Origin of the sequence: Rathayibacter sp. AY1E6, assembly GCF_002931115.1 — a bacterium.
Classification (GTDB): domain Bacteria; phylum Actinomycetota; class Actinomycetes; order Actinomycetales; family Microbacteriaceae; genus Rathayibacter.
In genome coordinates this window covers 327,541-354,048 of record NZ_PSVK01000003.1, presented here as the reverse complement: position 1 = coordinate 354,048, position 26,508 = coordinate 327,541, and the positions used below count along the sequence as shown (strand labels likewise).

Sequence of the window (26,508 nt, the reverse complement as noted above, 5' to 3'; positions counted from 1 at the left end):
ACGCAGCGCACCCACTCGCTCGCCTTCCGCGCCGGCACCGCGCTGCCCGGCCACCTCGGCATCGAGTGGGACGTCTCGGATCTCGCCCCCGCCGCCGCACCTGCTCTCGCACCGCCCTCCGCGGTCGAGCGCGCCCTGAGACCTGTCCCCACGCGCAAGGAGGCGCCGCATGTCCGCTCATCCGCATCCCCCCGGGTTCTCCCGGCGGCTGTTCCTCTCGGTGCCGCTCGCCGCGGCGTCCGCCGCGGCCCTCGCCTCCTGCGCCTCCCCCGGCGCCGGCGACGGAGTGACCACGCTCGACTTCTTCCAGTTCAAGGCGGAGGCGGTGGAGGACTTCGCGCGGATCATCCGCGAGTTCGAGGCGGCCAACCCGGACATCCGGGTCATCGCCAACAACGTGCCCGACCCCGACACGGCCATCCGCACCCTGCTCGTCAAGGACAAGGTGCCGGACGTGCTGACCCTGAACGGCAGCGGCTACTACGCCGACCTCGCGAAGGCCGGCGTGTTCCACGACTTCACCGGCGACGAGCTGGTCGAGCGGGTGAACCCGGCGGCCCTCGACATCCTCGCCGCCCTCGGCAGCTTCGAGGGGAAGGAGGTGAACGCGCTCGCCTTCGCGAACAACGCGGACGGGATCCTCTACAACCGCACGATCTTCGCCGAGAACGGGATCGAGGTGCCGACCACCTGGGACGAGCTGATCGCCGTCTGCGAGACGCTCACCGCCGCCGGGATCACTCCCTTCTACGGCGCCCTGCTCGACAACTGGACCGGCGCCCCCGCCTTCAACGCGCTCGGTGGGCAGCTGCAGCCGGACGGCTTCTTCGACGCGATGCGCGAGGAGGGAGCGGCGCTCGGCCCCGACTCCCCCGTCTCGTTCTCGAAGGACTACGCGACGACGATGGAGCGGCTCGGGCAGCTCTTCTCGTACACGCAGGAGGGCTCGTTCGGCCGCGGCTACGACGACGGCAACCAGGCCTTCGCCGCGGGTGAGGCGGCCATGTACCCGCAGGGCATCTGGGCGATCAACCCGGTGCGCACGAACAACCCGGACATCGACCTCGGCGTCTTCCCCTACCCGGTGCTCGACGACCCGGCGGACACGCGGGTCACCTCGGGCGTCGACGTGGCCGTCGCCATCGGCCGCGGCACTCCGAAGCTCGACGCGGCCCGCCGCTTCGTCGACTTCCTGCTGACCCCCGGAGTCGTCGAGCCCTACGTCGCGAGCCAGGCCGCCTTCTCACCGCTGGTCGGCGCCGCACCCAACTCGGACCCCACGCTGGCCGAGCTGCAGCCCTACTTCGAGCAGGGACGGCTGATCGGCTTCGTCGACCACCAGATCCCCGCGAGCATCCCGCTCAACCCCACGCTCCAGGCGTTCCTCGCCAGCGGGGACGCCGACGCGGCGCTCCGGACCCTCGACAGTGAGTGGCGCAAAGTCGCGGCACGCACGACCAGGAAGTGACCCCATGACCACGACCACGACGGCCGCCGCGCAGGCGGTGGCGACCACTCCTCCGCCGCCCGCGCGCCGCAAGCGCACCATCGGGCGCACCTCGAAGACCTTCTACTGGATGACGGTCCCCGCCGTCCTGCTCTTCTTCGTGCTCCACACGGTCCCGGTCCTCACCGGAATATTCTTCAGCTTCACGGATTACGCGGGCTACGGCTCCTGGGACCTGATCGGCGCCTCGAACTACCTCGCGCTCCTCCAGGACGACCGCGTCTGGAAGGCCTACGGGTTCACCTTCGGCTTCGCGATCGTGGCGACCGTGCTCGTGAACGTGATCTCGCTCGCCATCGCCGTCGCCCTCAACGCGCGGATCAAGTTCCAGACGGCGTTCCGCGGGATCTACTTCATCCCCTACGTGCTCTCGACCCTGGTCATCGGCTACGTGTTCCAGTACCTCTTCGCGAACTCGCTGCCGCAGATCCTCGGCGCGATCCCGGTGATCGGCGAGAACATCCTCGCGAACGCCGACTGGGCGTGGGTGGCGATCGTGGTGCTGGCGGTCTGGCAGGCCTCGGCCTTCTCGATCATCATCTACCTCGCCGGACTCCAGACCATCCCGGGCGAGCTCTACGAGGCGACCTCGCTCGACGGAGCGGGGAGGTGGCGGCAGTTCACCTCGATCACGTTCCCGCTGATCGCCTCCTTCTTCACGATCAACATGGTCATCTCGATGAAGAACTTCCTCCAGGTGTTCGACCACATCATCGCCCTCACCAACGGCGGTCCCGGCACCTCGACGGAGTCGATCACGCTGCTGATCTACCGCGGCGGCTTCCAGGGCGGCGAGTACGCCTATCAGACGGCCAACGCCGTCCTCTACTTCCTCATCATCATCGTGGTCTCGCTGATCCAGTTCCGAGTCCTCAGCCGCAGAGAGGCGTCGTTCTGATGACATCGACCATCACCCCCACGACCGCCATCGCCCTCGGCGAGCCCGAGGGGCGGCGCCGGCCCTCCCGCGACACCTACCGGATCAACTGGTGGGCGACCGCGCTCATCGCGGTCTGCTCGCTGACGATCCTCCTGCCGCTCTACTTCGCCGTCGTGACCGCGCTAAAGACGCCCGACCAGCTCGGCGGCACCGGGTTCGAGCTGCCGACCTCGATCTCGTGGGGCAACTTCGCCGAGGCGTGGACGGCGACCCGCTTCCCGCAGGCCTTCGTGAACACCGCGCTGATCACGGTCGGAGCCGTCGTGCTGACGCTGTTCTCGAACTCGATGGTCGCCTACGCGGTCGCCCGGAACATGCACAGGCCGTTCTTCAAGGGCGTCTACTTCTACCTGCTCGCCGCGGTCTTCGTGCCGTTCCCGATCATCATGCTGCCGGTGGTGAAGGAGACGGCCCTGCTGGGCCTGGACAACCAGGCCGGGCTGATCCTGCTCTACGCCGTGTTCGGGCTCTCGATCAACACGTTCATCTACACCGCCTTCATCCGCTCGATCCCCATCGAGCTCGAGGAGGCGGCGCGCACCGACGGCGCCTCGACCTGGCGGACCTACTGGCAGGTGATCTTCCCGCTGCTCGGCCCGATGAACGCGACCGTCGGGATCCTGACCTGCGTGTGGGCGTGGAACGACTTCATCCTGCCGCTCGTGGTGCTCTCGGACCCGTCCGCCCGCACCCTGCCGCTGGCCGAGTACGTCTTCCAGGGGCAGTTCAACACGAACTACACCGTCGCCTTCGCGTCCTACCTGATGGCGATGGCGCCGCTGCTGATCGTGTACCTCTTCGCGCAGCGCTGGGTGGTCAGCGGAGTGATGCGCGGGTCGATCAAGTAGCGGTCGCGGCGAGCGCCGCCTCGAGCAGGTCCGTGAGCACGGTGCCTCGCGAGCCCGCGTCCTCCGGGTGCCACTGCACGCACCAGAGCGGCGCGGACTCGTGCTCGAGGGCCTCGACGGTGCCGTCGTCGGCGCGGCCGACCACGACGAGGCCCTCGCCCGGACGGTCGACGGCCTGGTGGTGGGAGCTGCGGACGTCGAGCTCCGCGGCGCCGAGGATGCCGGCGAGGGCGCTGCCCGGCTCGAGCACCACGCGGTGGTCGACCATCCCCGACAGGTGCTCGCCGGGGACCGACCGGCCGACGTGACCCGCGCCGGGCAGGTGCTGCACGAGGTCGCCGCCGAGGGCGACGTTGACCAGCTGCATCCCGCGGCAGATCCCGACCAGCGGGGTCCGCGTCTCGACGGCACGGCGGACGAGCGCGATCTGCGCGCGGTCGGCCGCGGGGAAGGACTGGCCTCGGTGCGGGTCGTCGGGCCGGCCGCCGTAGAGGGACGGGTCGACGTCCTCCCCTCCGGTGACCACGACGGCGTCGGCGGCGGCGAGCCGGCGCTCGAGCTCGGCGGCGCCGGCCTGCTCGGCAGGGACGCGGTCGACCACGAAGCCCGCGGCGGTGGCGGCCGTGACGACGCTCGCGGTCAGCAGCTGCAGCTCGATCTCGAACTCGGGATCCTCGCGGCCGCCGTCGGCGACGTCGACGACGAGCAGGACGGGGCGGTCGGAGGCCATGCGGACATCGTGCCACCCGGCCGGCTCCTGCAGAACGTCGGCGGAGAGGAGGGCCTGTGCGTCGGCGGGCGAGGGATCGCGCTCTCGGCGGGCGTTCTGCACGAGCCCGCAGACCTCTCCCGGGGTCTGGTCAGGATCCGGTACCGCGATCTAGGATGTTCACTTTCACATCCCGTGCGAAGACGCACACCTCCGCGGCCCTGCGGATCGTGCCTCGACGCCGCACCCGATCACGAGGGCCTAGCTACATGAGACGATCACGATCGGCGGTGAGGACCGCTCTGGCGGTCGCGACCGTCGCCGCCACGGCGCTGCTCGGCGCCACGGTCCCCAGCTCCGCCTTCGGAGCCACCGAGACCCCGCTCCTCCACTACACGTTCGACACCGCCCCCACCGGCACCACGGTCGCCGACACCAGCGGCAACGGCTACAGCGCGACGCTGCGCGGCTCCGGGGCCCAGTTCCGCAACGGGCTCATCAGCCTCCCCGGCGGATCCGCCGCGGCCGCCCCCTACCTCGAGATCCCCACCGCCGGCCTCGTCGGCAAGAAGGACCTGACCTTCTCGACCTGGCTCGCCCACAAGGGCGGGACCGGCAACGTCGCCGCCGCGTTCGTCGGAGCGCCCGTCGCCTCCGGCGCCTCGTTCTCCTCCGGCTACTGGCTGCTCAACCCGAGCAACCTCTCCGGCTACACCAAGTCGGTCGTCACCAACTCGGTCAACGCGGGCGCTCCCTACAACACCGAGGTCGGAGCCGGAGCGACGGGCACCCCGACCGTCGGCGCGCGCACCCCCTCGGGCCTCTCGCTCTACACGACCGTCATCGACGGCTCGACCGGCAAGCTCACCGTGTACGTCAACGGCGCGCAGATCTCGCAGAGCACGATCGCCCGCGACGTCTCCTCGTTCGGCCCGTCGCTCGTCGCGTACATCGCGCGCTCGACCTACAACGACCCGGGCTGGAACGGCGAGATGGACGACTTCGCCGTCTACGACAGCGCCCTCAGCAGCAGCTCCGTGCAGGCGCTCTACTCCTCGCAGGCCCTCGACCGCGCCGTCGCGTCGGTCACGGTGCCCACGGAGGCGACCGCCGGCTTCACGGTGCCCACCACCGCCAGCGGCGTCGGCATCACCTGGACGTCGAACAGCGCGGCCGTGGCCATCACCGGCGGCACCGCGACCGTCACGCGCCCCGCCGCGGGGCAGCCGGACGCCACCGCCACCCTCACCGCCACCTACAGGGTCGGCACCGAGACCCGCTCGGTCGACTACGCGGTGCGCGTCGCCGCGCAGCTGGACGACGCGACGAAGGTCCAGCGCGACCTCGCCGCGATCGCCATCCCGAACGTCGGCGACATCCGGACGAACGTCTCGGTGCCCACCACCGGCACGCTCGGCTCGAGCATCGCCTGGAGCGTCGTCAGCCCGAGCGGAGCGACCGTCCGCGACGGCAGCGCCGCCGGCACCCGCACCGTCGACGTCGACCGCCCCGCGACCGGGAGCCCCGCGATCGACGTGGTCGTCCGCGCGACCGCGACCAGCGGATCCACCACCCGGACCCGCGACTTCACCCTCCGGGTGCAGCCGCTCCCCGCCGGCACCGACGACACCGAGGCGTACGTCTGGGCGTTCTTCACCGGAGAGGGCGACGGCGCCGAGCGCATCAGCCTCGCCGCCTCGAAGGGCAACGACGCGCTGAGCTGGAACACGCTGAACGGCGGCAAGCCGGTCTTCACCTCGAACCTGGGGACGATGGGCCTGCGCGACCCGTTCATCATCCGCTCGCACGAGGGCGACAAGTTCTTCATGCTCGCCACCGACCTGAAGATCGACGGGCTCCCCGGCGGCTTCGACACCGCGCAGAAGTCGGGCTCGAAGTACATCGAGGTCTGGGAGTCGACCGACCTGGTGAACTGGTCCGCCCAGCGCCACGTCAAGGTCTCCACCGACTTCGCCGGCAACACCTGGGCCCCCGAGGCGTACTGGGACGACGAGCTCCAGACCTACGTCGTGTTCTGGGCCTCGAACATGTACCCGACCACGAACACGGCCGACCGGGCCTCCGTCACCTACAACCAGATGATGTACGCGACGACCGAGGACTTCACCTCCTTCTCGGAGGCGAAGCCGTGGATCGACGTCAAGCGCGGCGCCGGCAAGGGCACCATCGACTCGACGGTCGCGAAGGACGGCGACACCTACTACCGCTTCACCAAGGACGAGGCGTCGATGACCCTCCGCGAGGAGAAGAGCACCGACCTGTTGGCCACCGTCTCGGGCTCGCTGCCCGGCACCGGCGGACCGGCGGACGAGTGGTCGCTGGTCAAGGAGAAGGTGGCCTCGGGCCTGCCCAACGGCGAGCCCGGGAAGACCTTCACCAGCGGCGAGGGCCCCAACGTCTTCCCCGCCAACGAGGGCGACGTGAACGGCCTCGACTGGTTCCTCTTCATCGACCAGCCGAACTACCACGACGGGCCGAACCACTACATCCCGTTCGGCACCGACGACCTCGCGAACGGCGACTCCTGGCAGCCGCTCGGAGCGAAGCTCCGCACGGGCCTGCCGCAGAACGCCGACGGCGGCAAGCCGCGCCACGGCACGGTCATCCCGGTGACGCGCTCCGAGTACCAGAAGGTGCTCGAGGGCTACGCCCCCGGCCTGGCCGTCGCCTCGGTCGCTCCGCTGACCGCGACGACCACGGTCGGCACCGCGCCGGTCCTGCCCCGCGCCACGATCACGACCGCCGCCGGCACCACCAGCACGGTCGACGTGGCCTGGGACGCCGTCGCGCCCGCCGCCTACGCCACGGCCGGGACCTTCACGGTCTCGGGCGTCGCGCAGGACGCGTCGCGCATGCCTGTGCAGGTCACGGTCACCGTGCAGTCCTCGCTGAAGGTGAGCGCGACCGCCACGTCGCGCTGCGTCGCCGGCAAGGTCGTGCTGACGGTCGTCGGCAAGAACGGAGACACGGTGCCGATGGACGTCTCGATCAGCACCCCGGAGGGCGTGAAGACGATCGCCGGCGTGAAGCCGGGCGCCTCCGGCTCCGCCGCGTTCACGGTGCGCTCGACGCAGCTCGCCGCGGGCGAGGCGACGGTCACCGGCACGGCCACGGTCGACGGCAAGACCGTCACGGCCACGGCCACCGCGCCCTACAGCGCGCGCAGCTGCGGCTGACGCACGGCACTCCTCGGGAGCCCGTCGCACCTCACCGGTGCGGCGGGCTCCCGTCGTCGTGCGGGGGGAGCCGGGAAACCGCCCTGACGCCGAGACGCCGCCGCCTCGGCCGCGCTTCGACGGACGGCGCGGCGCCTCGTCACGCGGGCGGGCCCGGGGCGGCCCGCCCGGCGTCATCCGGCGACGGCTGCCTGCCCGGCTTCGAGCAGGTCGCGGACGCTGCGCGGCTCGCGTCCGAGGAGGCGCCCGAGCTCGGGGCCGGTGCCCGCGAAGAAGCCGCGCTCGGCCGCCCGGCGCATCCCGAGGGTGAAGCGCACGAGGAACTCGGACTGACCCGCCGCGACGCGCGCGGCGACCCACTCGTCGTCGCCGAGGACGCGCAGCTCGACGGGCCGCCCGCCGACCTCGGCCGCGATCCCGGCGATCTCCTCGAACGTCGGAGCCTCCGTCGCGGTCAGCATGATCGGCCCGTCCTGCGGGCTCCCCGAGAGGAGAAGCCGGGCGGCCGCCTCCGACTCGTCCTCGCGGGCCGTCCACGAGACGCGACCGTCCGAGGGGACCTCGATCACGCCGGTCTCCCGCCACGGTCCGAGGAACAGACCGAGGCTGTGCGCGTAGAAGCCGTTGCGGAGCGACGTCCAGGCGAGTCCGGACTCGGCGAGCAGGCGCTCGGTCGCCGCGTGGTCCCGGCCCGGGCCGAAGGGGGTGTCGGCGGCGGCGCCCTGGTGGCTCGTGTAGAGGACCCGTCCGACTCCGGCCGCGACGGCCGCCTCGACGGCGGTGCGGTGCAGGGCGACGGCGTCGGCCCGCGGGTCGCTCGAGGAGACGAGGAGCAGCTGATCCGCTCCGTCGAAGGCGGCCGGGAGGGAGGCGGGGTCGGCGTAGTCGCCGACGCGCACCTCCACTCCGCGCTCCGCGAAGCGGGCGGCCTTCGAGGCGTCGCGGGCGACGACGGCGATCCCGGAGGCGGGGACGGAGTCGAGGAGGTGGTCGACGGTGGCGCCGTTCAGAGCGCCGGTGGCACCGGTCACGATGATCATGGGGAGAGCCTTCCGATGAGGGGTATCAGCGATACCACGAGGAAGATAACCACGGAATTCCCTTGATAGCAACCGTGCGCTACCGTCGATACGTGACCAGCCCCACTCCTCCGACCGACACGCGCCTGCGCATCGTCGAGGCGGCCGCCGGCCTCCTCCGCGACGAGGGCCCCGCCGCCGTCACCACGCGAGCGGTCGCCCAGGCGGCCGGGCTGCAGGCCCCGGCGATCTACCGCCTCTTCGGCGACAAGGACGGCCTGCTCGAGGCGGTCGCGGAGCACGTGCTGGCCACCTGGGTCGACTCCAAGGCGCGGACGGTCGAAGCGGCCGTCGCCGGGGGCGTCGACCCGGTCGAGGACCTGCGCTCGGGCTGGGCCGCGCAGGTGGAGTTCGGCCTGGCCAACCCCGCGCTCTTCCGCCTCCTCAGCGATCCGGGCCGCGCCTCCGGATCGCCGGCCGCCCTCTCCGGGCGGCGGGTCCTCGCCGCGCGCGTGCAGCGAGTGGCCGCCGAGGGCCGCCTCCGCGTGCCGGAGGAGCGCGCCGTCGGCCTCATCCAGGCGGCGGGCACCGGCGTGGTCACCACCCTGCTCTCCACCCCCGCCGCCGACCGCGACCCCGGTCTCGCCGACGCCGCGCTCGACAGCGTGCTCGCGGGGATCCTCGCCGACCCACCCTCCCCCGGCGACGGCGGGCGGCTCACCGCCCTCGTCGGCGTCCGGGCCCTCGCACCGGAGCTCGCCGGCCTCACGCCCGCAGAGCGCCTGCTGCTCGCGGACTGGCTCGACCGCGCCCTCGCGGCGGCCGAACAGGAGTGACGGGCGCGCTTCCACCACAGGAGTGACGGGCGCCGTCCCGCCGCGGGGACGACGGCGCCTCCGTCCCGCAGAGACGCGGGCCTCGCGGCTAGGCGCGCCTGCCGTCGGGCGGGAGGATCGACGCCTGGATGAGCGGCACGGGGCAAGGAGGGCATGTTGAAGCTGTGGAGCGCATCGAACGCGTTCTTCTACCTCGGCAGCGTCAAGGAGAACGACTTCCTGCAGAACGTCTCCGAGCTCGTCGGTGACTACGACCGCGAAACGACCTCCGCCAGCTATAACAAGGGCGTCCGCTCGACCTCGACCGCCTTGAAGCGCGAACGGATCCTGACCGTGGACGAGCTCGGAGCGATGCCCCGCGGCCGCGCCGTGATGCTCTCTACTGGCTCCCGCGCCGCGCTGCTGCGCACCGTTCCCTGGTACGAGGGCACGAAGGAGAAGGTCGCAGCGATCAAAGCCAGACGTGTTCTCGGGCGCGGACCGGCTCGTCGCTGACGAATGTGCTTGTGCTACGCGCTGCGGCGGGAGATGAGCGAGTGCTCGACGACGATCTCGCTCGGGTGCGCCGGAGGGCCGTTCCGGATGCGCTGAGCGAGGAGGTCGACGGCCGTCTTGGCGATCTGGCGGCTGCCGGGATCGATCGTGGTGAGGGCGGGTATCGCGTAGGCGGCGGCGGTGACGTTGTCGAAGCCGACGACGGCGATGTCCTCCGGTACGCGGATGCCGCGAACGTGCAGTGCGTGCAGTGCCCCGAAGGCCAGGGTGTCGTTGAAGCAGAAGACGGCGTCCAGAGGGACGCGGGAGTCGAGCAGCTGCGTCATCGCGACGGCGCCGTCGGCGTGGTGCCACTCGGTGGCGACCGCGACGAGGGCGGGGTCGAACGGGATCGCGTTCGCCTCGAGGGCACCGCGGTATCCGTCCAAGCGGAGTGCTGCGGCGCTGACGGATCCGCCGGCGGGGTTGCTGCCGATCGCGGCGATGCGCCGGTGTTGGCGGTCGATCAGGTACTGCGTGGCGGTGGCCGCGGCGGCTGTGTTCGCCATGGTCACGTGATCGACCGGGCCGTCGAAGATCCTGTCGCCCAGGAGAACGAGTGGGCGGTCCCCGACGAGTACTTTCTCGTCTCCGGGGCCGAGTGCGTGGGGCTGGAAGATCAGTCCGTCCGACAGCTGGCGGCTGGAGCCGGAGAGGACGGCGAGCTCGGCGTCTCGGCGCGCTCCGGTCTGCTGGATGATCACGGTCCAGCTGTGCCGCTCGGCCTCCGACATGATGACCGTCGCGAGCTGGCCGAAGTACTCGATCGCGAGATCCGGGATCGCGAGGGTGATGAGCCCGGTCTGGCCGGTGCGCAGTCCGCGCGCGGAGACGTTGAGTTGGTATCCGAGATCGCGGACTGCCTTGAGGACGAGATCGCGGGTCTCGGGTCTGACGTTGGCGTTGCCGCTGAGCACGTTGGAGACCGTGCGCGCGGTGACGCCTGCAGCAGCGCCGACATCGGCCATGGTCACCGGGCGGGTTCGCGATCGCGGCATCGGCATCATCCCTCCCATGAGCGTTCCCCGATCATCCCAGGTCGACGGTCGACGGTCGGCGAGAGGCGCACGGTCACCCAGGCGATGGCGGGGATCCGGAGCGAGAGGACGCCGTCGGTCAGCGCTACGGCGAGGGGCCGCGGAGTGACGGTGTCGGGGAGCTCCGCCGAGTTCGTCGCGAAGGGGTCCTCGTGTCGGAGGATCAGTGCCTCTGTCACCGTGAGGGTGGGGAACGACGTGAGGTCGACCGTGGTGTCCGTGACGCCGTCGGTCGCGCGGTTGACGATCATCAGGTCGAGCGAGCCGTCGGCGTGCGCCGCTGCGGCGAAGGCGAGGACGGGAGCGGAGTCATCGCCCGCTCCCGTGCTGTCCGCCTCGACGACGGTCCGGAGCGCGGTGGCGCCGGCGGAGCGCCGTGCCTGGGCGAACGGCCAGAAGGTGCTCTGCCGCCAGGCGGGGCCGTCCGGCTCGGTCATGATCGGACCGATGACGTTCACCAGCTGAGCCATGCTCGCTGCCCGGACGATGTCGGCTCTGTTGATCATGCTGATGAGCATGTCGCCCACGACGACGGCGTCCGCTGCCGTGTAGCGGTCCTCGAGGAGTCGGGGCGCCTCCTCCCATTCGAGCCCTCCGGCGACTCGTTCATCGTGTGCGACGAAGTCCCACACGTTCCACTCGTCGAAGGAGATGGCGATCGGACGCTCTGATCGCCTCTGTGCTCGGACCTGTCCGATCGTGTCGGCGATGGCGGTGATGAAGCGGTCCATGGCGACGCCGGAGGCGAGGAACGCGGAGAGGTCGCCGTCGTAGCGGAAGTACTGGTGGCACGAGACGAAGTCGACGTGCTCGACCGTGTGCAGCAGCACCTCCTGCTCCCAGGCTCCGAAGGTGGCCATCCGGTCGTTCGAGCTGCCGCAGACGATCAGTTCGAGGTCGGGGTCGAGTGCGCGCATGGCGGCGGCGGTGCGGGCGGCGAGACGCCCGTACTCGCCGGCGCTGAGATGGCCGATCTGCCACGGCCCGTCCATCTCGTTGCCGATGCACCAGAGCCGGATGTCGTGCGCCTCGTCGGCGCCGTTCGCGCGCCGCTCGTCCGAGAGCGTCGTGCCGCCGGGGTGGTTCGCGTACTCCAGCAGGTGCAGGGCCGAGCGGATTCCGTCGGTCCCGAGATTCAGCGCCATCATCGGCTCGACGCGCGCCGCCCGGCACCAGCGGACGAACTCGTCGATCCCGAAGCGATTCGGCTCGACGGTGTGCCAGGCCGGATCGAGCCGGACGGGACGATTCTCGACCGGACCGATGCCGTCGCGCCAGTCGTACGCCGAGACGAAGTTGCCGCCCGGGTAGCGGACGGTCGTGACTCCGAGCTCCTCGACGAGCGCGAGAACGTCGGTGCGGAATCCGTCGGCGTCGGCGCTCTCGTGCGAAGGATCGAGCAAGCCGCCGTAGACGCCTCGGCCCAGGTGCTCCACGAACGATCCGAAGAGCCGCGAATCGATCGTCCCGACCGTGAAGGCGGGGTGCACGATGCCGTGCGCTCGGTGGACGGGGTGCGAGGTCATGGCCGTTCCGTTTCATCGATGAACTGGTGCGCACAGTATGCACGCCTCGACCAGCGCACCGCGATATGACCGGGTGAATCGCGGATATTGACGGAGGTAGCCCGGCGGCTCTACTATCGCCGACAGCGGTCCTCGATTTCATCGATGAAATGCCTGGCACCAGGTGGCCGAGTCAATGAAGACAGTGAAAGCGAGGCACGTCGTGAGGCGTCACAGCACCCGGATCAGCATTGTCGCAGCGGTCACAGCCGCCACTGCGGCCCTTCTCCTCAGCGGTTGCACGCCGTCGTCCGCGGGAGGCGCCTCGGCCGGGAACGGCGGCGACACCCTGACGGTCTGGCACTACTACTCCGTGGACGGACAGACGGCCGGCCTCGACGACCTCGCGTCGGACTTCGAGTCGACTCACGACGGCGTGCAGGTCGAGAACGTCTACGTCCCGTTCGATCAGCTGACGAACAAGCTCGTGCAGGCTGCCGGAACCGGGACGGGTCCGGACGTGGTCGTCTACAACGCGGCCGACACCTACACGCTCACCGAGGCGAAGGCGATCGAGCCGATGAACGACTGGTGGAACGAGTACGCCGACGCCGGCCAGTTCCCCGACGCCGTCGTCCAGAAGGTCGGCGACGACGTCATGGGCGTGCAGGGCTTCGTGAACCTGATCGGCCTCTGGTACAACCAGGACATCCTCACCGAGCTCGGCGTGCAGCCCCCGACCACCTTCGACGAGCTCGAGGCCGACCTGGCCCTCGCGAAGGCAGCCGGCAAGGACGGGATCACCCTGACCGGCAAGGCGAACTCCGAGGGCGAGTGGCAGGCGTTCCCGTGGCTCTCGCGGGCAGGCTGGGACTACACGACCCCCGAGCAGGAGCCCCTCGAGGACGCCTTCGGGATGGTCCAGGACTGGACCGCGAAGGGGTACCTCACCAAGGAAGCGGCGACCTGGGACCAGACGGTCCCCTTCCAGCAGTTCGAGGCCGGCAACACGGCCTTCGCGGTGAACGGCAACTGGCAGATCGCCTCCGCGAAGAAGGACGCATCCTTCGAGTACGGCGTCGTCCCGATCCCGGTCGGCGACAAGGGCTCCGTGTATCTCGGCGGCGAGGTGCAGAACGTCGGCGCGTTCTCCAAGAACAAGGAGCTCGCGCAGGAGTACCTCGAGCAGGAGTTCTTCTCGAAGAAGGGCCAGCTGACGCTGCTCGACGCATTCGGATCCATTCCGTCGCGAGCGGACGCCGCCGCGGACGAGAAGGTCGGGAGCGATCCGGTCCTCTCGCAGTTCGCGACGATCCTGCAGGACAACGGTCACACCTCCCCCGACCCCGCGATCCCCTCGGAGAACGTCGCGAAGGTCCTGCAGACGGTCGGTGAATCGTGGAGTGCCGCCGTGGCGGGCAACGGGTCACCCGAACAGCTCTCGAGCGATCTGATGACCACCCTCACCCCGCTGCTCGCGCAGTAGTCCCTCACCACCGACGAACGGAGCGACCGTGAGCAGCACCTCGACCACGACCCGGAGACGATCCGGTGTCGGCGGCGGCCGATTGGGCTTCGCCGCACCGGGAGGAGTGCTGCTCGCGGCGCTGTCGCTCTACCCCATCTACCTGCTGATGAGGATGAGCGTCAGCGAGGTCAGCTCCGGAACCCTCAACGGGGACTGGCCGTTCGTCGGAGTGCAGAACTTCCTCGCGCTGCTCCAGGGCTCCGACCTCGGCGGCGCCACGCTGCGCACCGGGGCCTTCGTGGTCCTGGTCACGGTCGTCGGGGTCGTCGGAGGACTCGGAGCGGCGATCGCCCTCCGTTCCTCCCGGCTGGGCAGTGCCTTCCTCCTGGGGATGATGGTGTTCATCTGGGCCATGCCGCCCGTGGTGAACGGCAGCATCTGGAAGTTCCTCCTCGCCGATCAGGGTCTGGTCAACACGCTCGTGCGGGCGACCGGCCTCTCGGCGGAGGGCGTCCCCTTCCTCTACGACGCGAGGTTCGCGCTGCTCTCGGTCGCGATCGTGAACGCCTGGGCCGTCATCCCCTTCAATGCGCTGGTCTTCCGGTCGGCTCTGCTGGGCATCGACCCCGAGATCCTCGAGGCGGCCTCGGTCGACGGCGCGAGCCGCTGGCAGGAGATCCGGAGCATCCTCATCCCCGCGGCGCGGCCGACCGCCGTCATCCTGGCGATCCTGACCGTCGTCTACGCCTTCCGCAGCTTCGACTTCATCTACGTGATGACCGCCGGCGGCCCCGGAGACGCGACGTCCACGCTGCCCTACCTCAGCTACTCCCAGGCCTTCGTCCAGCACGACTACGGACTTGGTTCCGCGACGGGCATCATCGCCCTCGCCATCGTGGCGGTCCTCGCCGTCGTCTACGTCCGATCGACCAGGAGCGAGTCCTGATGAGCACCCTCACCGCCCCCCTGACCCGCCTGCGAGGCGGCGCTGCGACCCGCGTCGCGCGACCGTCCCGCACCCGGGAGCCGGTCGCCTTCACCGTACGCGTGGTGCTCTACGTCCTGTACGGGCTGCCCCTTGTCTGGATCGTGCTCACCTCCCTCAAGCGCCAGGGCGACGTGGTCGGCGGAGCGATCCTCTCGGCGCCCTCCTTCGACGCCTATGCGGAGGCGCTCGCGAACCCCGCCCTCGCGACGGCGCTCGCCCAGTCGGCGCAGATCGCCCTCGGGACCACTGCACTGGTGCTCGCGCTCGGCGTCCCGTTCGCCTACGCGCTGCGCCGCGTCGACGGCGTCGTCGCCGGTCTCGTCCTCGGGCTGCTGATCTTCCTGCAGATGGTGCCGCAGACGGCGAGCATCATCCCTCTGTTCGCGATCTTCAGCAGGCTCGGTCTTCTGGACACCACCGCCGGTCTCGTCCTCGCCGATACGGCGATGTTGCTGCCGTGGGCCGTGCTGCTGCTGCGACCGTTCTTCGCCGCGGTGCCCGACGCCATCGAAGAGGCCGCCTCCATCGACGGGGCCGGTCGGCTGCGCACCTTCTTCGCCGTCGTCGTCCCGATCGTTCGAAACGGCATGGCGACGGTCGGCTCGCTGATCTTCCTCGTCGCCTGGGGCGAGTTCCTCTTCGCGATCAACCTCTTCCTCTCTCCGGTCAACTACCCGATCAGCGCTCTCATCGCGCAGCAGACGTCGGGGTACGGGATCGACTGGCCCGGGCTGATGGCTCTCGCGGTCATCTCCTCGCTGCCGCTGCTGGCCGTCTACGTGCTGTCGTTCCGGCTGCTGCGTGAGGGCCTCGCCGTCGGCAGCGTCAAGTAGCAGTCGTCCTTCCTCTCGTCCCGCGCCACTCGTGAAAGATCCCGTCATGACCTTCTCCCCAGCCCTGCCCGTTGACCCGGCCGCCGGGACCCTGACACCCCTCGCCATCGACCGGGTCCAGCTGGACCCGGAGGGGTTCTGGGGACGTCGGGTCGCCGTCAACGCGACCGCCACCTTCGAGCACAACCTCGGCTGGCTGGAGCGCGCCGGATGGCTGCGCAATTTCGAGCTCGCCGTCGGGGGCGGACTCGCCGAAGGCCGTCGCGGACGCGAGTTCGCCGACTCCGAGGTCTACAAGACCCTCGAAGGGCTCTGCTGGCACACCGCCGGACGTGAGGACCCGGAGACCGAATCGATCATCCGCGCTCTCACCGCCCGCATCGTCAGTGCGCAGGAGAGCGACGGCTATCTCGGCACCCGCTTCGGCCGGCACGGTCAGGCTGAGCGTTACAGCGACCTCGAGTGGGGCCATGAGCTGTACAACGCCGGACACCTCCTCCAGGCCGCGGTCGCGCGACTGCGCACCCACGGTGAGGACGGGTTCACGCAGGCCGCGCGCCGTCTCGCCGACCACATCTGCTCGGAGTTCGGGGCGGACGGCCGCCAGACGGTCTGCGGACATCCGGAGATCGAGGTCGCGCTCACGGAGTTCGCCCGCGCCACGGGGGAGGAGCGCTACCTCGAGCAAGCCCGCGTGTTCTTGGACCGCCGCGGTCACCAGAGCCTGGAAGACGTCGAGTTCGGTCGCGCCTACTTCCAGGACGACGTCCCGATCCGCGAGGCCAAGGTCCTCCGCGGACACGCGGTGCGCGCCCTCTACCTCACGTCCGCGGTGGTCGACGTCGCCGTGGACACTGATGACGCCGAGCTGCTCGCGATCGTCGAGCGGCAGTGGGAGGCCACAGTCGCACGCCGGACCTACATCACCGGTGGAATGGGCTCGCATCACCAGGACGAAGCGTTCGGCGCCGACTTCGAGCTACCCAACGACCGCGCGTACTGCGAGACCTGCGCCGGCGTGGGCTCGATCATGCTCTCGTGGAGGTTGCTGCTCGCCACCGGCCGCCCGCGCTACGCGGACCTGATCGAACGCACTCTGCACAACATCATCGCCACCGCCGTGTCCGAGGACGGCCGCTCCTTCTTCTACGCGAACACCCTCCACCGGCGCGAGCCGGGCGTCGCGTCCTCCCCGGAGGAGCAGTCCAAGCGCGCGGACTCCAGTCAGCGGGCGGCGTGGTTCGACGTCGCCTGCTGCCCCAACAACCTCGCCCGCACCTTCGCCTCGCTGTCCGGCTACCTCGCCACCACCGATGCGAAGGGTGTGCAGCTGCACCAGTACGCGTCCGCCACGATCTCCGCCGCTCTCCTCCAGGGAGACGTCTCGATGGAGGTCTCCAGCGACCTGCCGGAGCGGGGGCGAGTCGCCGTGACCATCACGCGCACACCCGTCGAGCCGTGGACTCTGACGCTGCGGATCCCGACCTGGGCGACGAACGCGGACGTCGTCGTCGTCTCCGCCGACGGGGATGCTGCCGAGACGCCGACCGGACCGTTCCACGGCACGCTCCACCTCGAACGGCGTTTCCGCGTCGGCGACCGGATCGAACTCGACCTCCCCTTCGAACCCGTCCTCGTGCAGCCCGACGAGAGGATCGATGCCACCCGCGGCACCGTCGCCGTCCAGCACGGACCGGACATCCTCTGCCTCGAGTCCGTCGACCTCCCCGCCGGCGCCCACGTCGACGACATCGCCCTGGACGCCGGAGCGGTCCCGATCGCACGAGAGGGGCGTGTGACGCTCGCCGGCAGCGTCGCCGAACGCGACGAGCACGAATGGCCCTTCTCCAGAATCCCTCGAACCCCGCACCGACGGCCGTTGACCGTGGCGCTCACCCCGTACCGGTCGTGGGGATCCCGAGGTCCCGTGTCGATGCGCATCTGGCTTCCCGTGAACCACTCCTGATTCCCGGGCGAGCTCCCACCGCCGGGCGGATCCTCGCTCCTCTGCGGCGGCCGCCGGTCACCGCATCCGCACTTCGACGAAGAAGGCAGGACATGTCCCTCCTCTCACGCAGAGCCTCTCGGCTGCTCGCGGCACTCACGATCGGCGTCATCGCCGCAGCAGGATCGGTGGTGGTCGGCCAGACCGCCGACGCCGCCACCAGCTACCCCTACACGCTCGCCTCCGACAAGATCCGCGCGAGCTTCGCCGCGGACGGGTCGATGCAGTCGCTCAAGATCGTCGGCGACCTACACGACACCGAATACCTGATGAACCCGGACAGCGCTCCGGAGCAGGCCCGCGAGACGAACAGCAAGTACCGCCAGTGGTTCGGGAACCTGATGTTCTCCTACGCGAACGGCACGGGAGCAGTGTCGACCACCGGTGTCGGCGCGAACCCCTGGAAGACCGCGTGGACCTCCCAGTCGGCCGACGGCCGCACCGTCTCGGCGACGTCGAGCAGTGTGACGGTCACCCACCAGAACTCCACCAACGCGGAAGGCGTGAAGGGCTTCACCGTCACCGAGACGTACTCTCTCGCCTCCGACGGCTCCCTGGTCTGGAAGCAGGACGTCAAGAACACCGCGGCCACGCAGCTCGTCATCGGCGACTGGGGTGTCCCCGTTCCCGGCAACGAGCTATGGAGGCAGGGCGACTCGATCTACGAGACCCGGGTCCTCACACACTCCTACGTGGGTAAGAACGGCTCCTACGTCACTCTCGAGCGTCCCAGCGGCCAGGGCCCGTTCATCGCCATGACCGCCGACACCGCATCCGGCTCCGGCTTCGAGTACCAGGACCGCTGGCGCACCGAGGAAGTCGGCAACACCTCCTGGGCCTGGAACTCGGCGAACGAGAGCTCGAACATCAAGGGCCTCAACATCTACTACCCGCACTCCACCGCGATCCAGAAGACCAACCGCGGCTACCTCAGCTCCACCAGTGTCGCCATCGCGCCGGGCGCGACGAAGAGCTACACCTATCGCATCGGCAAGGTCGATGACGACGCAGCACTCAAGCAGACGATGTTCGATCGAGGGCTGCTCGACACCACGGTCGTCCCCGGACTCATCGTGCCCATCGACAGGCGCGCAGAGATGGCGTTCCGGATCAAGGGCACCATCACGTCAGTCACCGCGCGCAACCGCAACGACCTCAAGGGGTCAGCGCCCACGAACCCCGTCGTGACGTTCTCCCGGAGCAACGGCGACTACCGGATCTACGGGATGACCTTCGACCGCACGCAGCTGGGCGCCAACGACGTCACCGTCTCGTACACGGACCAGACCGGCGCCGCGCGGCAGTCCGTCCTCCAGTTCTCCGTGATCGACAGTGTCGCGGGACTCCTCGACACGCATGCGAAGTTCATGGTCGAGAAGACCCAGTGGAAGCCGTCCGACGGACTCTCCGCGAGCGACATCCGCAACTACACCTTCGACGACTGGATGATGAACGCCCCCGACGGCAGCCTCGCCACCACGACGAACGCCCCTCAGGGCCGCCGCAACGAGTACGCCGGCTACTACGGGCTCGGCGACGACTGGGGACTCCCGCACGGCCAGTTCCTCGCGGAGAAGCTCGTCGCCCTGCCCGACGCCACCCAGATCAAGGCCCTCGACGACTACCTCCAGAAGGCCGTCTGGGAGAACCTGATGGGGAACACGTCGCCCAGCGCCGCGCCGAAGTACACCGTCTACGACTTCTGGGAGCAGGGGAAGCCCGGCAGCCTGAACACCACGCCCGGCTACCGCGGCTACGCCTACCCGCACGTCTACAACACGTTCTTCGGCATGTACAACATCGCCAAGCAGAACCCCTCCGCGATCGCCTACGCCCACCCCGCTCAGTGGTACCTGACGACGGCCTACGGGATCTTCAAGGAGCTCTACGAGGGACCCGTCGCCTACAACTGGGAGACCGGACTCATGGGTGAGCTCTCGACACCCGATCTCATCGCCGCATTGCGCGCCGAGGGACTGGACACGCAGGCCAACGACATCGAAGCGAAGATGGCGATCAAGTACGCCAACTTCTCCTCCAACGCCTACCCCTACGGCTCCGAGTACAGCTACGACAACACGGGGGAGGAGGCGGTCTACACCCTCGCCAAGCTCAATGTGAACGACGACAAGACGAACGCCCTGCGCGTCATGCGCGACATCGTCGCCAAGACGGAGGCCGCCCGCGGACGCATGCCCGTCTGGTACTGGTACTCCGACCCCACCACCATCACGGGCGAGAACTGGTGGCAGTTCCAGTACAGCGCCTCCCTCGCCGGCTACACGATGGACGACTACATCAACCACACCGCAGCACTCGAGACCGGAACCACGGCCATCACCGCCGCGCGCCGCGCCGAGCTGCAGCGCCTGAACTACGCCGGCAAGGTCGCAGGACTCGCGACCATCAACTCCGGCCAGATCAGCAACGCGCCGGCCAACATCGGAGCCGCATCGTGGTCGTACCAGGCCGAGCGCGGCAACCTCGGCACCCTCGGGGTCGGCGGAGGCGCGAACGTCAAGCTGAACAACGGCTGGCGGGGCATGACCGGCGAGAGCGATCTCGGACTGTGGGGCACCCTGCAGACCCTCAGCGCCGACGTCGTCACCGATGACCCGATCTTCGGAGTCGTCGGATACGGAGCGGACGTCTCGCGGGACGCCTACTCCACCACCGTCATCCCGAAGGACGGCCTGCAGCGCCGCCTCAACCTGGTGACCCAGCAGCTGTCGGTCGACCTCGAGAACGACGCCTACTCGCAGGCGATCGTCGGCTCGAACAGCGCCGACCTGCGCCTGGACATGCTCAACCGCACCGGCACCGCACACTCCGGCATCGCGGAGGTCAGCGGCCTCGCGCAGGGCAGCTACGCGGTCATCGTGAACGGCGTGCGCCAGCGCACCGTCAACGTCTACCGGCCCGCCTCTCTCGCGGGAACGCTTCCCGCGCCGGTCCGCGTCCCGTTCGATGCGCCCGCCGGCAGCACGTACATCGTCCACCTGGTCTCGACCGCCCCGGGCGCGAATGCGGCGCCGACCGTCAACGCCGGACCCGACCAGGCCGGGCTGTCCCTCGGACTCGATCCGATCCAGCTCAGCGGATCCGCCTCCGACGACGGACTCGGCTCGCCGAACGGAACCCTGACGACGCAGTGGAGCGTGCAGTCTGCTCCTGCCGGTGCCACCGCGACCTTCGCGTCGCCGACTGCTCGCCGCACGTCTGCGTCGGTGAGTACCGCCGGCAGCTACGTGTTCGCACTCCGGGCAAGCGACGGCGTCCTTGCGACCACCGACACGGTGTCCGTGACCGTTCAAGCCCTGCAGCCGCTCCCGGCCGACTGGGTGACCTACACCTTCGACTCATCGTCGAACGGCACCGTCCCCGACGCCTCCGGCAACGGCAACGCGCTCGCGCTCAAGGGGACGGCGGCAACCGCCACCGACGGCACGGCGAGCGTGCTGCGGCTGAACGGAAGCGACGGGGCCTTCGCCCAGCTGCCGTCGGACATCCTGTCACGCTCGAAGGACCTGACCATCTCGATGAGGGTGAAGGTCGATTCGATCTCCACCTTCAGCCGGCTGTTCGACTTCGGCAGCAGCACCCAGAAGTACGTGTTCCTCACGCCGAAGTCGACTGACGGGAAGCTAGGGCTCGCCCTCACGACCTCCGGTAATGGAGCGGAGACACGGATCTCGACGAACTTCACGATGCCCGCTGGGCAGTGGACCGAGATCAAGGTGACCTTCAAGGCGAATACGAACGGCACGACGACGGGAACGATCTTCGCCAACGGAGTGCAGGTCGGGCAGAACACCGCCATGCCGCTCGCTCCGAAGGACCTAGGCCGCACCAGCGGCAACTTCCTCGGCAAGTCACAGTTCCCCGACCCGTACCTCGCCGGCAGCTTCGACAGCTTCGAGATCGACGGAGTCGTGCGCTAACGACACCCGAAAGACCAGCGCTGAACCGCTCGTCGCCCCCTCCTCACGCGGCGACGAGCGGTTCAGCACCTCTTCCCGCGCACAACTTCTGCGCATCAGCCCTCGCCCGCTGGCGCCACCGAGGGGCGAGCTGGTTGAGGTTGCTCGAGACGTACCCGATCGTGCTGCGGATGTTCATCAGATCCGCGGCAACTGACTTGAACTCCGCGTCCGTGATGACCGCGTCCTCGGCCGTCGCGGACTCGAACGGGGAAGTGCGACGCCCGCAGCGGGTCGAGCAGGCTGTCGCCGGCGACTACTCGCCGTCCTTCGCCCTCGCGCTGATGCAGAAGGACGCGGGGCTGATCCAGGCCTACGCGGACAGCGTCGGCGCACCCGTCCCCGGCGTCGCGACGGCCCGCCACTACATCGACGAGGCGATGGCCGCCGGCTTCGGCGGGGAGAACGCCTCGGCGCTGATCAAGGCGATCGCCGCGGAGGCCGACGTCGACCTGACCCGGCGCTGACCCTCCGCCCCGGGGTGCCCCTGCCCGGCCGTGACGGCCGCCGCAGGGGCTCCCCCGGCACCCTCCCCGTCCCGGCCGCGCCGCGTGCTTCACTGGAGGGATGACCACGCGTGACGACCACATCGCCGACTTCGCCGAGTTCCTGACCGCCTCCCCCTCCTCGTACCACGCGGCCGCCGAGGCGGCACGGCGCCTCGAGGGAGCCGGATTCACGGGGCTGGACGAGACGCAGGCGTGGCCCGCGGGGCCCGGCCGGTACTACGTCGTCCGCGACGGCGCGATCATCGCCTGGCACCTGCCCGAGGGCTCCGGGGCGACCACGCCCTTCCGCATCCTGGGCGCCCACACCGACTCCCCCGGCTTCATGCTCAAGCCCCGGCCGACGATCGGTTCGAAGGGCTGGCTGCAGGCCGGCGTCGAGATCTACGGCGGCCCGCTGCTCAACTCCTGGCTCGACCGCGAGCTCGAGCTGGCCGGGCGCGTGGTCACCCGCGACGGCTCGACGCGCCTGCTCCGGACCGGCCCGCTGCTGCGGATCCCGCAGCTCGCGATCCACCTCGACCGCACGGCGAACGAGGGACTCACCCTCGACCGCCAGAAGCACACCGTCCCCGTGTTCGGCGTCGGCGACGCCTCCGAGGTCGACCTGCTCCAGCTGCTCGCCGCGCACGCCGGGCTCGACGACGCCTCCGACATCGCCGGCTACGACCTGCTCACCGCCGACACGCAGGCGCCGCGCCGCTTCGGCCTCGACGAGATGTTCCTCGCCGCCGGGCGGATGGACGATCTCAGCTCCGTGCACGCCGGCCTCGTCGCACTCCTCGCGGCGAGCGCCGATCCCGCGGCGCCGCCCGCGCACATCAGCGTGCTCGCCGCCTTCGACCACGAGGAGCTCGGCTCGGCGAGCCGGTCCGGAGCGAGCGGGCCGTTCCTCGAGGACGTCCTCTCGCGCATCGGCACGGCCCTCGGCGCCGGCGTCGACGAGCGCGCCCGGGCGATCGCCGCCTCCTGGTGCCTCTCGGCCGATGCGGGCCACTCGGTGCACCCCAACTACTCCGAGAAGTACGACCCGGCGAACCAGCCGGTCGCCGGGAAGGGGCCGCTGCTCAAGATCAACGCGACGCAGCGCTACGCGACGGATGCGCGCGGTGCGGCGCTGTGGGCGGGCGTCTGCGAGCGCGCCGGGGTCGGGTACCAGGAGTTCGTCTCGAACAACTCGGTGCCGTGCGGATCGACGATCGGCCCGCTGACCGCGACCCGGCTCGGCATCTCCACGGTCGACGTGGGAGTGCCGCTGCTCTCGATGCACTCGGCGCGCGAGCTCGCCCACGTGGACGACCTGGTCGCCCTGACCGCGGCGATCGAGGCGTTCTTCACTCCCTGAGCCGGGTCCGGCGCGACCGGGGCCCGTGGCTCCGCGCAGCCTGTGGGCGGACCCTGCGACTCCGCGCAACCGCCAGGCGGGCCCCGCGGCTCCGCTCAGTCGCCGGGCGGCCGCCGGCGCTGCTGCTTCGTCTCGGAGCGCTGCTGCTTCGCGGCGAGCCGGCGGCGGGTGGAGCCGCGCGTGGGCCGGGTCGGGCGCCGCGGGGCGGAGGGCGGCGCGAGGGCCGCGGTGATGATCCCGCGGAGCATCTCGAGGGCCGTCTCGCGGTTGCGCAGCTGCGAGCGCTGCTGCGCCACCGTGACGGTGACCGCTCCGGAGACGAGCCGCCGCCCGAGGCGCTCGAGCAGACGCGAGCGCTGCTCGTCCGAGAGGGCCGTCGACTCCTCGACGCTCCAGGTGAGCTGCACGCGGCTGTCGGAGGTGTTCACGTGCTGCCCGCCGGGCCCGGAGGAGCGCGAGAACCGCCACTGCAGCTCCGATGCGGGGACGACGAGCCCCGGCCGCACCTCGAGATCCATGCGGCAAGCCTGGCACGCGCCCGCCTCCGAGCGGGAGCGCCCGCGATCCGCTCCCGGGTGCGGTGTCCTCTTCCGGACGTGTCCGCTACAGGCTCTTGTCCCCGCTGTGGTCACGTCCGGACGCTGGAGAGGTGCCCGGGCGGGCGCATCGGCCGACTCCTCATTGCCACCCGAAGGCGTCGAGGGGTCGGCCGCACGGCTCGGTCCCGCGGGAGCTCAATCGCGCGGCACCGTCTCGGCGAGGTCGATCTCGCCGTCGTCCAGCGCTCCCGGCTCGAGCGCCTCCGGATCATCGAGCACCGGCTCTCCGGCACCGGCGTCGCCGTCGCGGGTGCGCGAGTCCGCCGCCCACGCCGTACCGAGCGCGAAGAGCGTCGCCACTCCGTAGTGCTCCATCGCGGCGGCCACGCGGCGGCGGCCGGTCCGCGGATTCATGCCGAGCCGGTGCGACGCGGTCTCGAGCGTGACGCCCTGGCGCATCAGCCGGAGCAGCGGCAGCCAGCTCTGGTCGACGGCTCCGATCGGAGCGGCCTGCCGCCACAGCACCTCGAAGTACGACTCGACCAGACCGGCCAGCGCCGCATGGCGCACGCCGAGCACGCTGGTCGGCTTCGTCTCGCCCCACTCGAACGGGACGGCGAGGTGGTCGCCGTCGACCCAGAACCAGCTCGGCGGGCTCTCGAGGAGCCGGTACTCGACGCCCGCCGCCTGGTACGCCTCCACCCGGGCGAGCACCCGGGGGTCGCGCGCGCCGGCGGCCGGCATGATGACGCGCACCCGGTCCTTCGCCGCGAGCGCGTGCCCGAAGCGGATCGCCCGCTCCGTCGGCGGATCGAGGAACCGCTCCACGTTCGGGAGCACCGCCACGAGCGAGCCGGAGTCGCGGCGCACCAGGTCGAACCAGAGGTCCTCGGACGCGTGCGGCCCGTGGCGGAGGAGGGTCGGCACGGGATCCGACGTGTCCTCGCCGACCCGCCAGGCGCCGAGCAGCATCGGCAGGCCCGCGACGACGCGCTCGATCCCGTCCAGGGACTCCCTGCCCGCCCGCCGCGCCGACTCGGTGTGCCGGGCGATGGCCGCGGCCGCCCACTCCATCGGCGCCGGGAAATCGAGCTGCTCGCCCTCGCCGCCCATGAGCCCCCGGCCGCGGAGCCGCTCGATCGCCGCGGCGACCTCGGCCTCGTCGATGTGGGTCAGCTCCGCCGCGTCGGCCAGCGTCGCCGGCCGTCCCCGCAGCAGCGCAGCCAGGAGTCCGTCGTCGTCCATGCGTCTCCTTCGCCGTGGGCCGTCACCCGAGGGTGCCGTCTCCGCGGTCGAGGAGCAAGGGACGCGCGGCGGACGGCGGGGAGCGGCCAGGCGGGGGCGGCGGATGAACTCGTGACGAGCACGGACCTCGGCTCACCTGAGGAGACCAGCCGGAAGATCAGGGCCGTCCCTGGTTCTCCGTCTTGATGCCTCCCCAGGCCTACTGTTCTGCGACGTCCCGTACGCGACCGGACTCCGAGCCCTTGAGAGAGGAGACGTCTGGTCGACTTCAGACGCTCGGGCTCCCGTCGTCGAGGTCCTCGTGGTGGCGGTCGACGTATCCAGCCATGCCGGGGACCGTGAAGGCGATCTGGCCGTGCTCGGGTGAGTAGACCAGTCCTTTGCTGATGAGCGCGGCACGGTAGGGCCCGAGGCTGGTTGTCGGGATACCCATTCGCTGCGTGACGAGAGCGGTGGAGGAGGGTCCCTCACCGTCGGCTGCCATGGCGCGGAGCATTCGTCGCTCTGAGCGCGTGGCTCGCTGCCATCGTGAGCGGAAGAATCCGGCATCGAGCTGTTCGGTCCCGTACTGCACTGCTGCCGTGGCGTCGGCCAGAGTGACAAGACGACTGGAGAGGTTCCATGCGGCCTGCCCGTACTCCTGAATGAAGTACGGGTAGCCGCCTGCGGCTTCGAGGAGAATCTCGAGCGCATCGGGAGCGAACTCAGCGCCGAGCCGCTCCGCGGGCTCTCGGAGAGCGTGCGCCGCATCGTCGCGAGAGAAGGTGCCTATCTGTCGGTAGTTGAAGAGGCGCTCGGCGTACGAACGCGTCTCGGTGAGGACACGGGGGAGATTCGGGAGGCCGGCGGCGATGATGTAGAACGGCCACTCCCGCTGGTTCGCCGCATGCTGAGCGGCGATGAGCGCACCCATCGTCTCCGCATCGAGGTCCTGCATCTCATCGACGAACACACCGAAGGCACGACGACGCTCCCCCAGAGCGGTGGAAACGTCTTCGACGAGCTCGAGGAGGTCGACTTCAGCGTCGCCGGAGTCGGCACGTCCGTCGTTGAGTGCGACTCCGAGTTCGATCCCCGTTGCACCGACCTTCGCATTGAACGAGGAGATCGTGCCGAGTGCTTCTCGCATCAGCGCCGTCGGCTTCGAGCGGGTGAGCTTGCGAGCGGACACGACGAGCTCTCGAGCCAGGGCACGCCGTACGGCCCGCGCGCCGCCTTCATCCCGACGCGCCTCGAGGCGCACCGTGAGCCACTCGAACGACTCCGCCATGCGGTGCATCTCGTTCAACAGCACCGTCTTGCCGACGCCGCGGAGGCCCGTGAGGACGATGCCGCGATCGCTCATTCCATGCGTGACACGAGCGCGGATCGTGTCGAACGCTTCGAGCTCGCCAGTCCGACCAACGAGCTCGGGCGGCCGCCGACCGGATCCAGGGCTGTAGGGGTTCTGCTCAGGCAACATCTAGC

General features: G+C 70.1%; 20 protein-coding genes. 13 read left to right on the top strand and 7 right to left on the bottom strand.

All coding sequences use genetic code 11. From position 1 onward, the window contains the following. The first annotated feature begins 169 nt into the window (after positions 1–169). The 3 genes from C5C46_RS05140 to C5C46_RS05130 are packed head-to-tail and all read left to right on the top strand — an operon-like array spanning position 170 to position 3,295. Complete coding sequence (locus C5C46_RS05140; protein WP_104224030.1) at positions 170–1,468, top strand: ABC transporter substrate-binding protein; 1,299 nt, start codon at positions 170–172, stop codon at positions 1,466–1,468. Positions 1,469–1,472: 4 nt separating this feature from the next. Next, a complete protein-coding gene (locus C5C46_RS05135) occupies positions 1,473–2,405 on the top strand; it encodes a carbohydrate ABC transporter permease (protein WP_104225874.1) in 933 nt (310 codons plus the stop codon). Then, entirely contained in the window at positions 2,405–3,295 is an 891-nt protein-coding gene (locus C5C46_RS05130) for a carbohydrate ABC transporter permease (RefSeq protein WP_347877594.1), read from the top strand. The genes C5C46_RS05135 and C5C46_RS05130 overlap by 1 nt, the downstream gene beginning before the upstream one ends. On the opposite strand, the gene C5C46_RS05125 is transcribed toward C5C46_RS05130, so the two are convergent. After that, a complete protein-coding gene (locus tag C5C46_RS05125) occupies positions 3,288–4,025 on the bottom strand; it encodes a gamma-glutamyl-gamma-aminobutyrate hydrolase family protein (RefSeq protein ID WP_146076900.1) in 738 nt (245 codons plus the stop codon). The two genes, C5C46_RS05130 and C5C46_RS05125, sit on opposite strands and share 8 nt — an antisense overlap. A gap of 269 nt (positions 4,026–4,294) precedes the next feature. On the opposite strand from C5C46_RS05125, the gene C5C46_RS05120 reads away from it, so the two are divergent. Beyond that, on the top strand, positions 4,295–7,201 hold the full coding sequence (locus C5C46_RS05120) for an immunoglobulin-like domain-containing protein (protein WP_181136489.1): 2,907 nt from the start codon (positions 4,295–4,297) through the stop codon (positions 7,199–7,201). A gap of 173 nt (positions 7,202–7,374) precedes the next feature. Here the strand turns inward: C5C46_RS05120 and C5C46_RS05115 are convergent, their stop codons facing one another. Next, entirely contained in the window at positions 7,375–8,241 is an 867-nt protein-coding gene (locus tag C5C46_RS05115; RefSeq protein ID WP_104225871.1) for an NAD(P)H-binding protein, read from the bottom strand. 92 nt (positions 8,242–8,333) lie between these two features. Between C5C46_RS05115 and C5C46_RS05110 the strand changes: the two genes are divergently transcribed. Beyond that, entirely contained in the window at positions 8,334–9,056 is a 723-nt protein-coding gene (locus tag C5C46_RS05110; RefSeq protein WP_104225870.1) for a TetR/AcrR family transcriptional regulator, read from the top strand. A gap of 153 nt (positions 9,057–9,209) precedes the next feature. Then, positions 9,210–9,551 carry a TraM recognition domain-containing protein gene (locus tag C5C46_RS05105; protein WP_104225869.1) on the top strand — a complete coding sequence of 114 codons (342 nt, stop codon included), beginning with the start codon at positions 9,210–9,212 and terminating at the stop codon, positions 9,549–9,551. A 14-nt stretch (positions 9,552–9,565) separates the two neighbouring features. Here C5C46_RS05105 and C5C46_RS05100 read toward each other — a convergent pair whose 3' ends face one another. Further along, positions 9,566–10,588 carry a LacI family DNA-binding transcriptional regulator gene (locus C5C46_RS05100; protein ID WP_104225899.1) on the bottom strand — a complete coding sequence of 341 codons (1,023 nt, stop codon included), beginning with the start codon at positions 10,586–10,588 and terminating at the stop codon, positions 9,566–9,568. A gap of 5 nt (positions 10,589–10,593) precedes the next feature. Beyond that, positions 10,594–12,153 (bottom strand): alpha-N-arabinofuranosidase, encoded by a 1,560-nt coding sequence (locus C5C46_RS05095; RefSeq protein WP_104225868.1) that lies wholly within the window; start codon positions 12,151–12,153, stop codon positions 10,594–10,596. Positions 12,154–12,355: 202 nt separating this feature from the next. Here C5C46_RS05095 and C5C46_RS05090 point away from each other — a divergent pair, with 202 nt between their 5' ends. The 7 genes from C5C46_RS05090 to C5C46_RS05060 all read left to right on the top strand — a co-directional run bounded on the left by C5C46_RS05090 (position 12,356) and on the right by C5C46_RS05060 (position 23,257). Then, complete coding sequence (locus C5C46_RS05090) at positions 12,356–13,618, top strand: extracellular solute-binding protein (protein WP_181074959.1); 1,263 nt, start codon at positions 12,356–12,358, stop codon at positions 13,616–13,618. A 28-nt stretch (positions 13,619–13,646) separates the two neighbouring features. Continuing rightward, positions 13,647–14,546: a carbohydrate ABC transporter permease gene (locus C5C46_RS05085; protein ID WP_104247247.1), complete on the top strand. Its 900-nt coding sequence runs from the start codon at positions 13,647–13,649 to the stop codon at positions 14,544–14,546. Beyond that, on the top strand, positions 14,546–15,421 hold the full coding sequence (locus C5C46_RS05080; protein WP_104224039.1) for a carbohydrate ABC transporter permease: 876 nt from the start codon (positions 14,546–14,548) through the stop codon (positions 15,419–15,421). The genes C5C46_RS05085 and C5C46_RS05080 overlap by 1 nt, the downstream gene beginning before the upstream one ends. A gap of 46 nt (positions 15,422–15,467) precedes the next feature. Beyond that, positions 15,468–17,387: a glycoside hydrolase family 127 protein gene (locus C5C46_RS05075; protein ID WP_104225865.1), complete on the top strand. Its 1,920-nt coding sequence runs from the start codon at positions 15,468–15,470 to the stop codon at positions 17,385–17,387. Between the two features lie 92 nt (positions 17,388–17,479). Further along, a complete protein-coding gene (locus C5C46_RS05070; protein WP_104225864.1) occupies positions 17,480–21,367 on the top strand; it encodes a DUF5695 domain-containing protein in 3,888 nt (1,295 codons plus the stop codon). A 170-nt stretch (positions 21,368–21,537) separates the two neighbouring features. After that, positions 21,538–21,873 (top strand): NAD-binding protein, encoded by a 336-nt coding sequence (locus C5C46_RS05065; protein ID WP_104250481.1) that lies wholly within the window; start codon positions 21,538–21,540, stop codon positions 21,871–21,873. Between the two features lie 100 nt (positions 21,874–21,973). Beyond that, the gene (locus C5C46_RS05060; RefSeq protein WP_104225863.1) at positions 21,974–23,257 is read left to right on the top strand and encodes a M18 family aminopeptidase; all 1,284 of its coding nucleotides are present in this window, start codon (positions 21,974–21,976) and stop codon (positions 23,255–23,257) included. 95 nt (positions 23,258–23,352) lie between these two features. Here C5C46_RS05060 and arfB read toward each other — a convergent pair whose 3' ends face one another. From arfB to C5C46_RS05045, 3 genes are all read right to left on the bottom strand, one after another. Next, the gene (gene arfB / locus C5C46_RS05055) at positions 23,353–23,775 is read right to left on the bottom strand and encodes an alternative ribosome rescue aminoacyl-tRNA hydrolase ArfB (protein WP_104225862.1); all 423 of its coding nucleotides are present in this window, start codon (positions 23,773–23,775) and stop codon (positions 23,353–23,355) included. 216 nt (positions 23,776–23,991) lie between these two features. Next, positions 23,992–25,041, bottom strand: coding sequence for a hypothetical protein (locus tag C5C46_RS05050; protein WP_104225861.1), 1,050 nt, complete (start codon positions 25,039–25,041; stop codon positions 23,992–23,994). 268 nt (positions 25,042–25,309) lie between these two features. Next, positions 25,310–26,503, bottom strand: a complete 1,194-nt coding sequence (locus C5C46_RS05045) for an ATP-binding protein (protein ID WP_104225860.1) — start codon at positions 26,501–26,503, stop codon at positions 25,310–25,312. Positions 26,504–26,508 lie beyond the last annotated feature (5 nt).

What these genes read in the sequence shown, in the direction of transcription:
- arfB (WP_104225862.1), bottom strand. Translation starts at nt 23,775, where the DNA reads ATGGATCTCGAGGTGCGGCCGGGGCTCGTCGTCCCCGCATCGGAGCTG.
- C5C46_RS05045 (WP_104225860.1), bottom strand. Translation starts at nt 26,503, where the DNA reads ATGTTGCCTGAGCAGAACCCCTACAGCCCTGGATCCGGTCGGCGGCCG.
- C5C46_RS05070 (WP_104225864.1), top strand. Translation starts at nt 17,480, where the DNA reads ATGTCCCTCCTCTCACGCAGAGCCTCTCGGCTGCTCGCGGCACTCACG.
- C5C46_RS05095 (WP_104225868.1), bottom strand. Translation starts at nt 12,153, where the DNA reads ATGACCTCGCACCCCGTCCACCGAGCGCACGGCATCGTGCACCCCGCC.
- C5C46_RS05080 (WP_104224039.1), top strand. Translation starts at nt 14,546, where the DNA reads ATGAGCACCCTCACCGCCCCCCTGACCCGCCTGCGAGGCGGCGCTGCG.
- C5C46_RS05100 (WP_104225899.1), bottom strand. Translation starts at nt 10,588, where the DNA reads ATGCCGCGATCGCGAACCCGCCCGGTGACCATGGCCGATGTCGGCGCT.
- C5C46_RS05050 (WP_104225861.1), bottom strand. Translation starts at nt 25,041, where the DNA reads ATGGACGACGACGGACTCCTGGCTGCGCTGCTGCGGGGACGGCCGGCG.
- C5C46_RS05115 (WP_104225871.1), bottom strand. Translation starts at nt 8,241, where the DNA reads ATGATCATCGTGACCGGTGCCACCGGCGCTCTGAACGGCGCCACCGTC.
- C5C46_RS05060 (WP_104225863.1), top strand. Translation starts at nt 21,974, where the DNA reads ATGACCACGCGTGACGACCACATCGCCGACTTCGCCGAGTTCCTGACC.
- C5C46_RS05135 (WP_104225874.1), top strand. Translation starts at nt 1,473, where the DNA reads ATGACCACGACCACGACGGCCGCCGCGCAGGCGGTGGCGACCACTCCT.
- C5C46_RS05105 (WP_104225869.1), top strand. Translation starts at nt 9,210, where the DNA reads ATGTTGAAGCTGTGGAGCGCATCGAACGCGTTCTTCTACCTCGGCAGC.
- C5C46_RS05065 (WP_104250481.1), top strand. Translation starts at nt 21,538, where the DNA reads ATGTTCATCAGATCCGCGGCAACTGACTTGAACTCCGCGTCCGTGATG.
- C5C46_RS05130 (WP_347877594.1), top strand. Translation starts at nt 2,405, where the DNA reads ATGACATCGACCATCACCCCCACGACCGCCATCGCCCTCGGCGAGCCC.
- C5C46_RS05075 (WP_104225865.1), top strand. Translation starts at nt 15,468, where the DNA reads ATGACCTTCTCCCCAGCCCTGCCCGTTGACCCGGCCGCCGGGACCCTG.
- C5C46_RS05125 (WP_146076900.1), bottom strand. Translation starts at nt 4,025, where the DNA reads ATGGCCTCCGACCGCCCCGTCCTGCTCGTCGTCGACGTCGCCGACGGC.
- C5C46_RS05140 (WP_104224030.1), top strand. Translation starts at nt 170, where the DNA reads ATGTCCGCTCATCCGCATCCCCCCGGGTTCTCCCGGCGGCTGTTCCTC.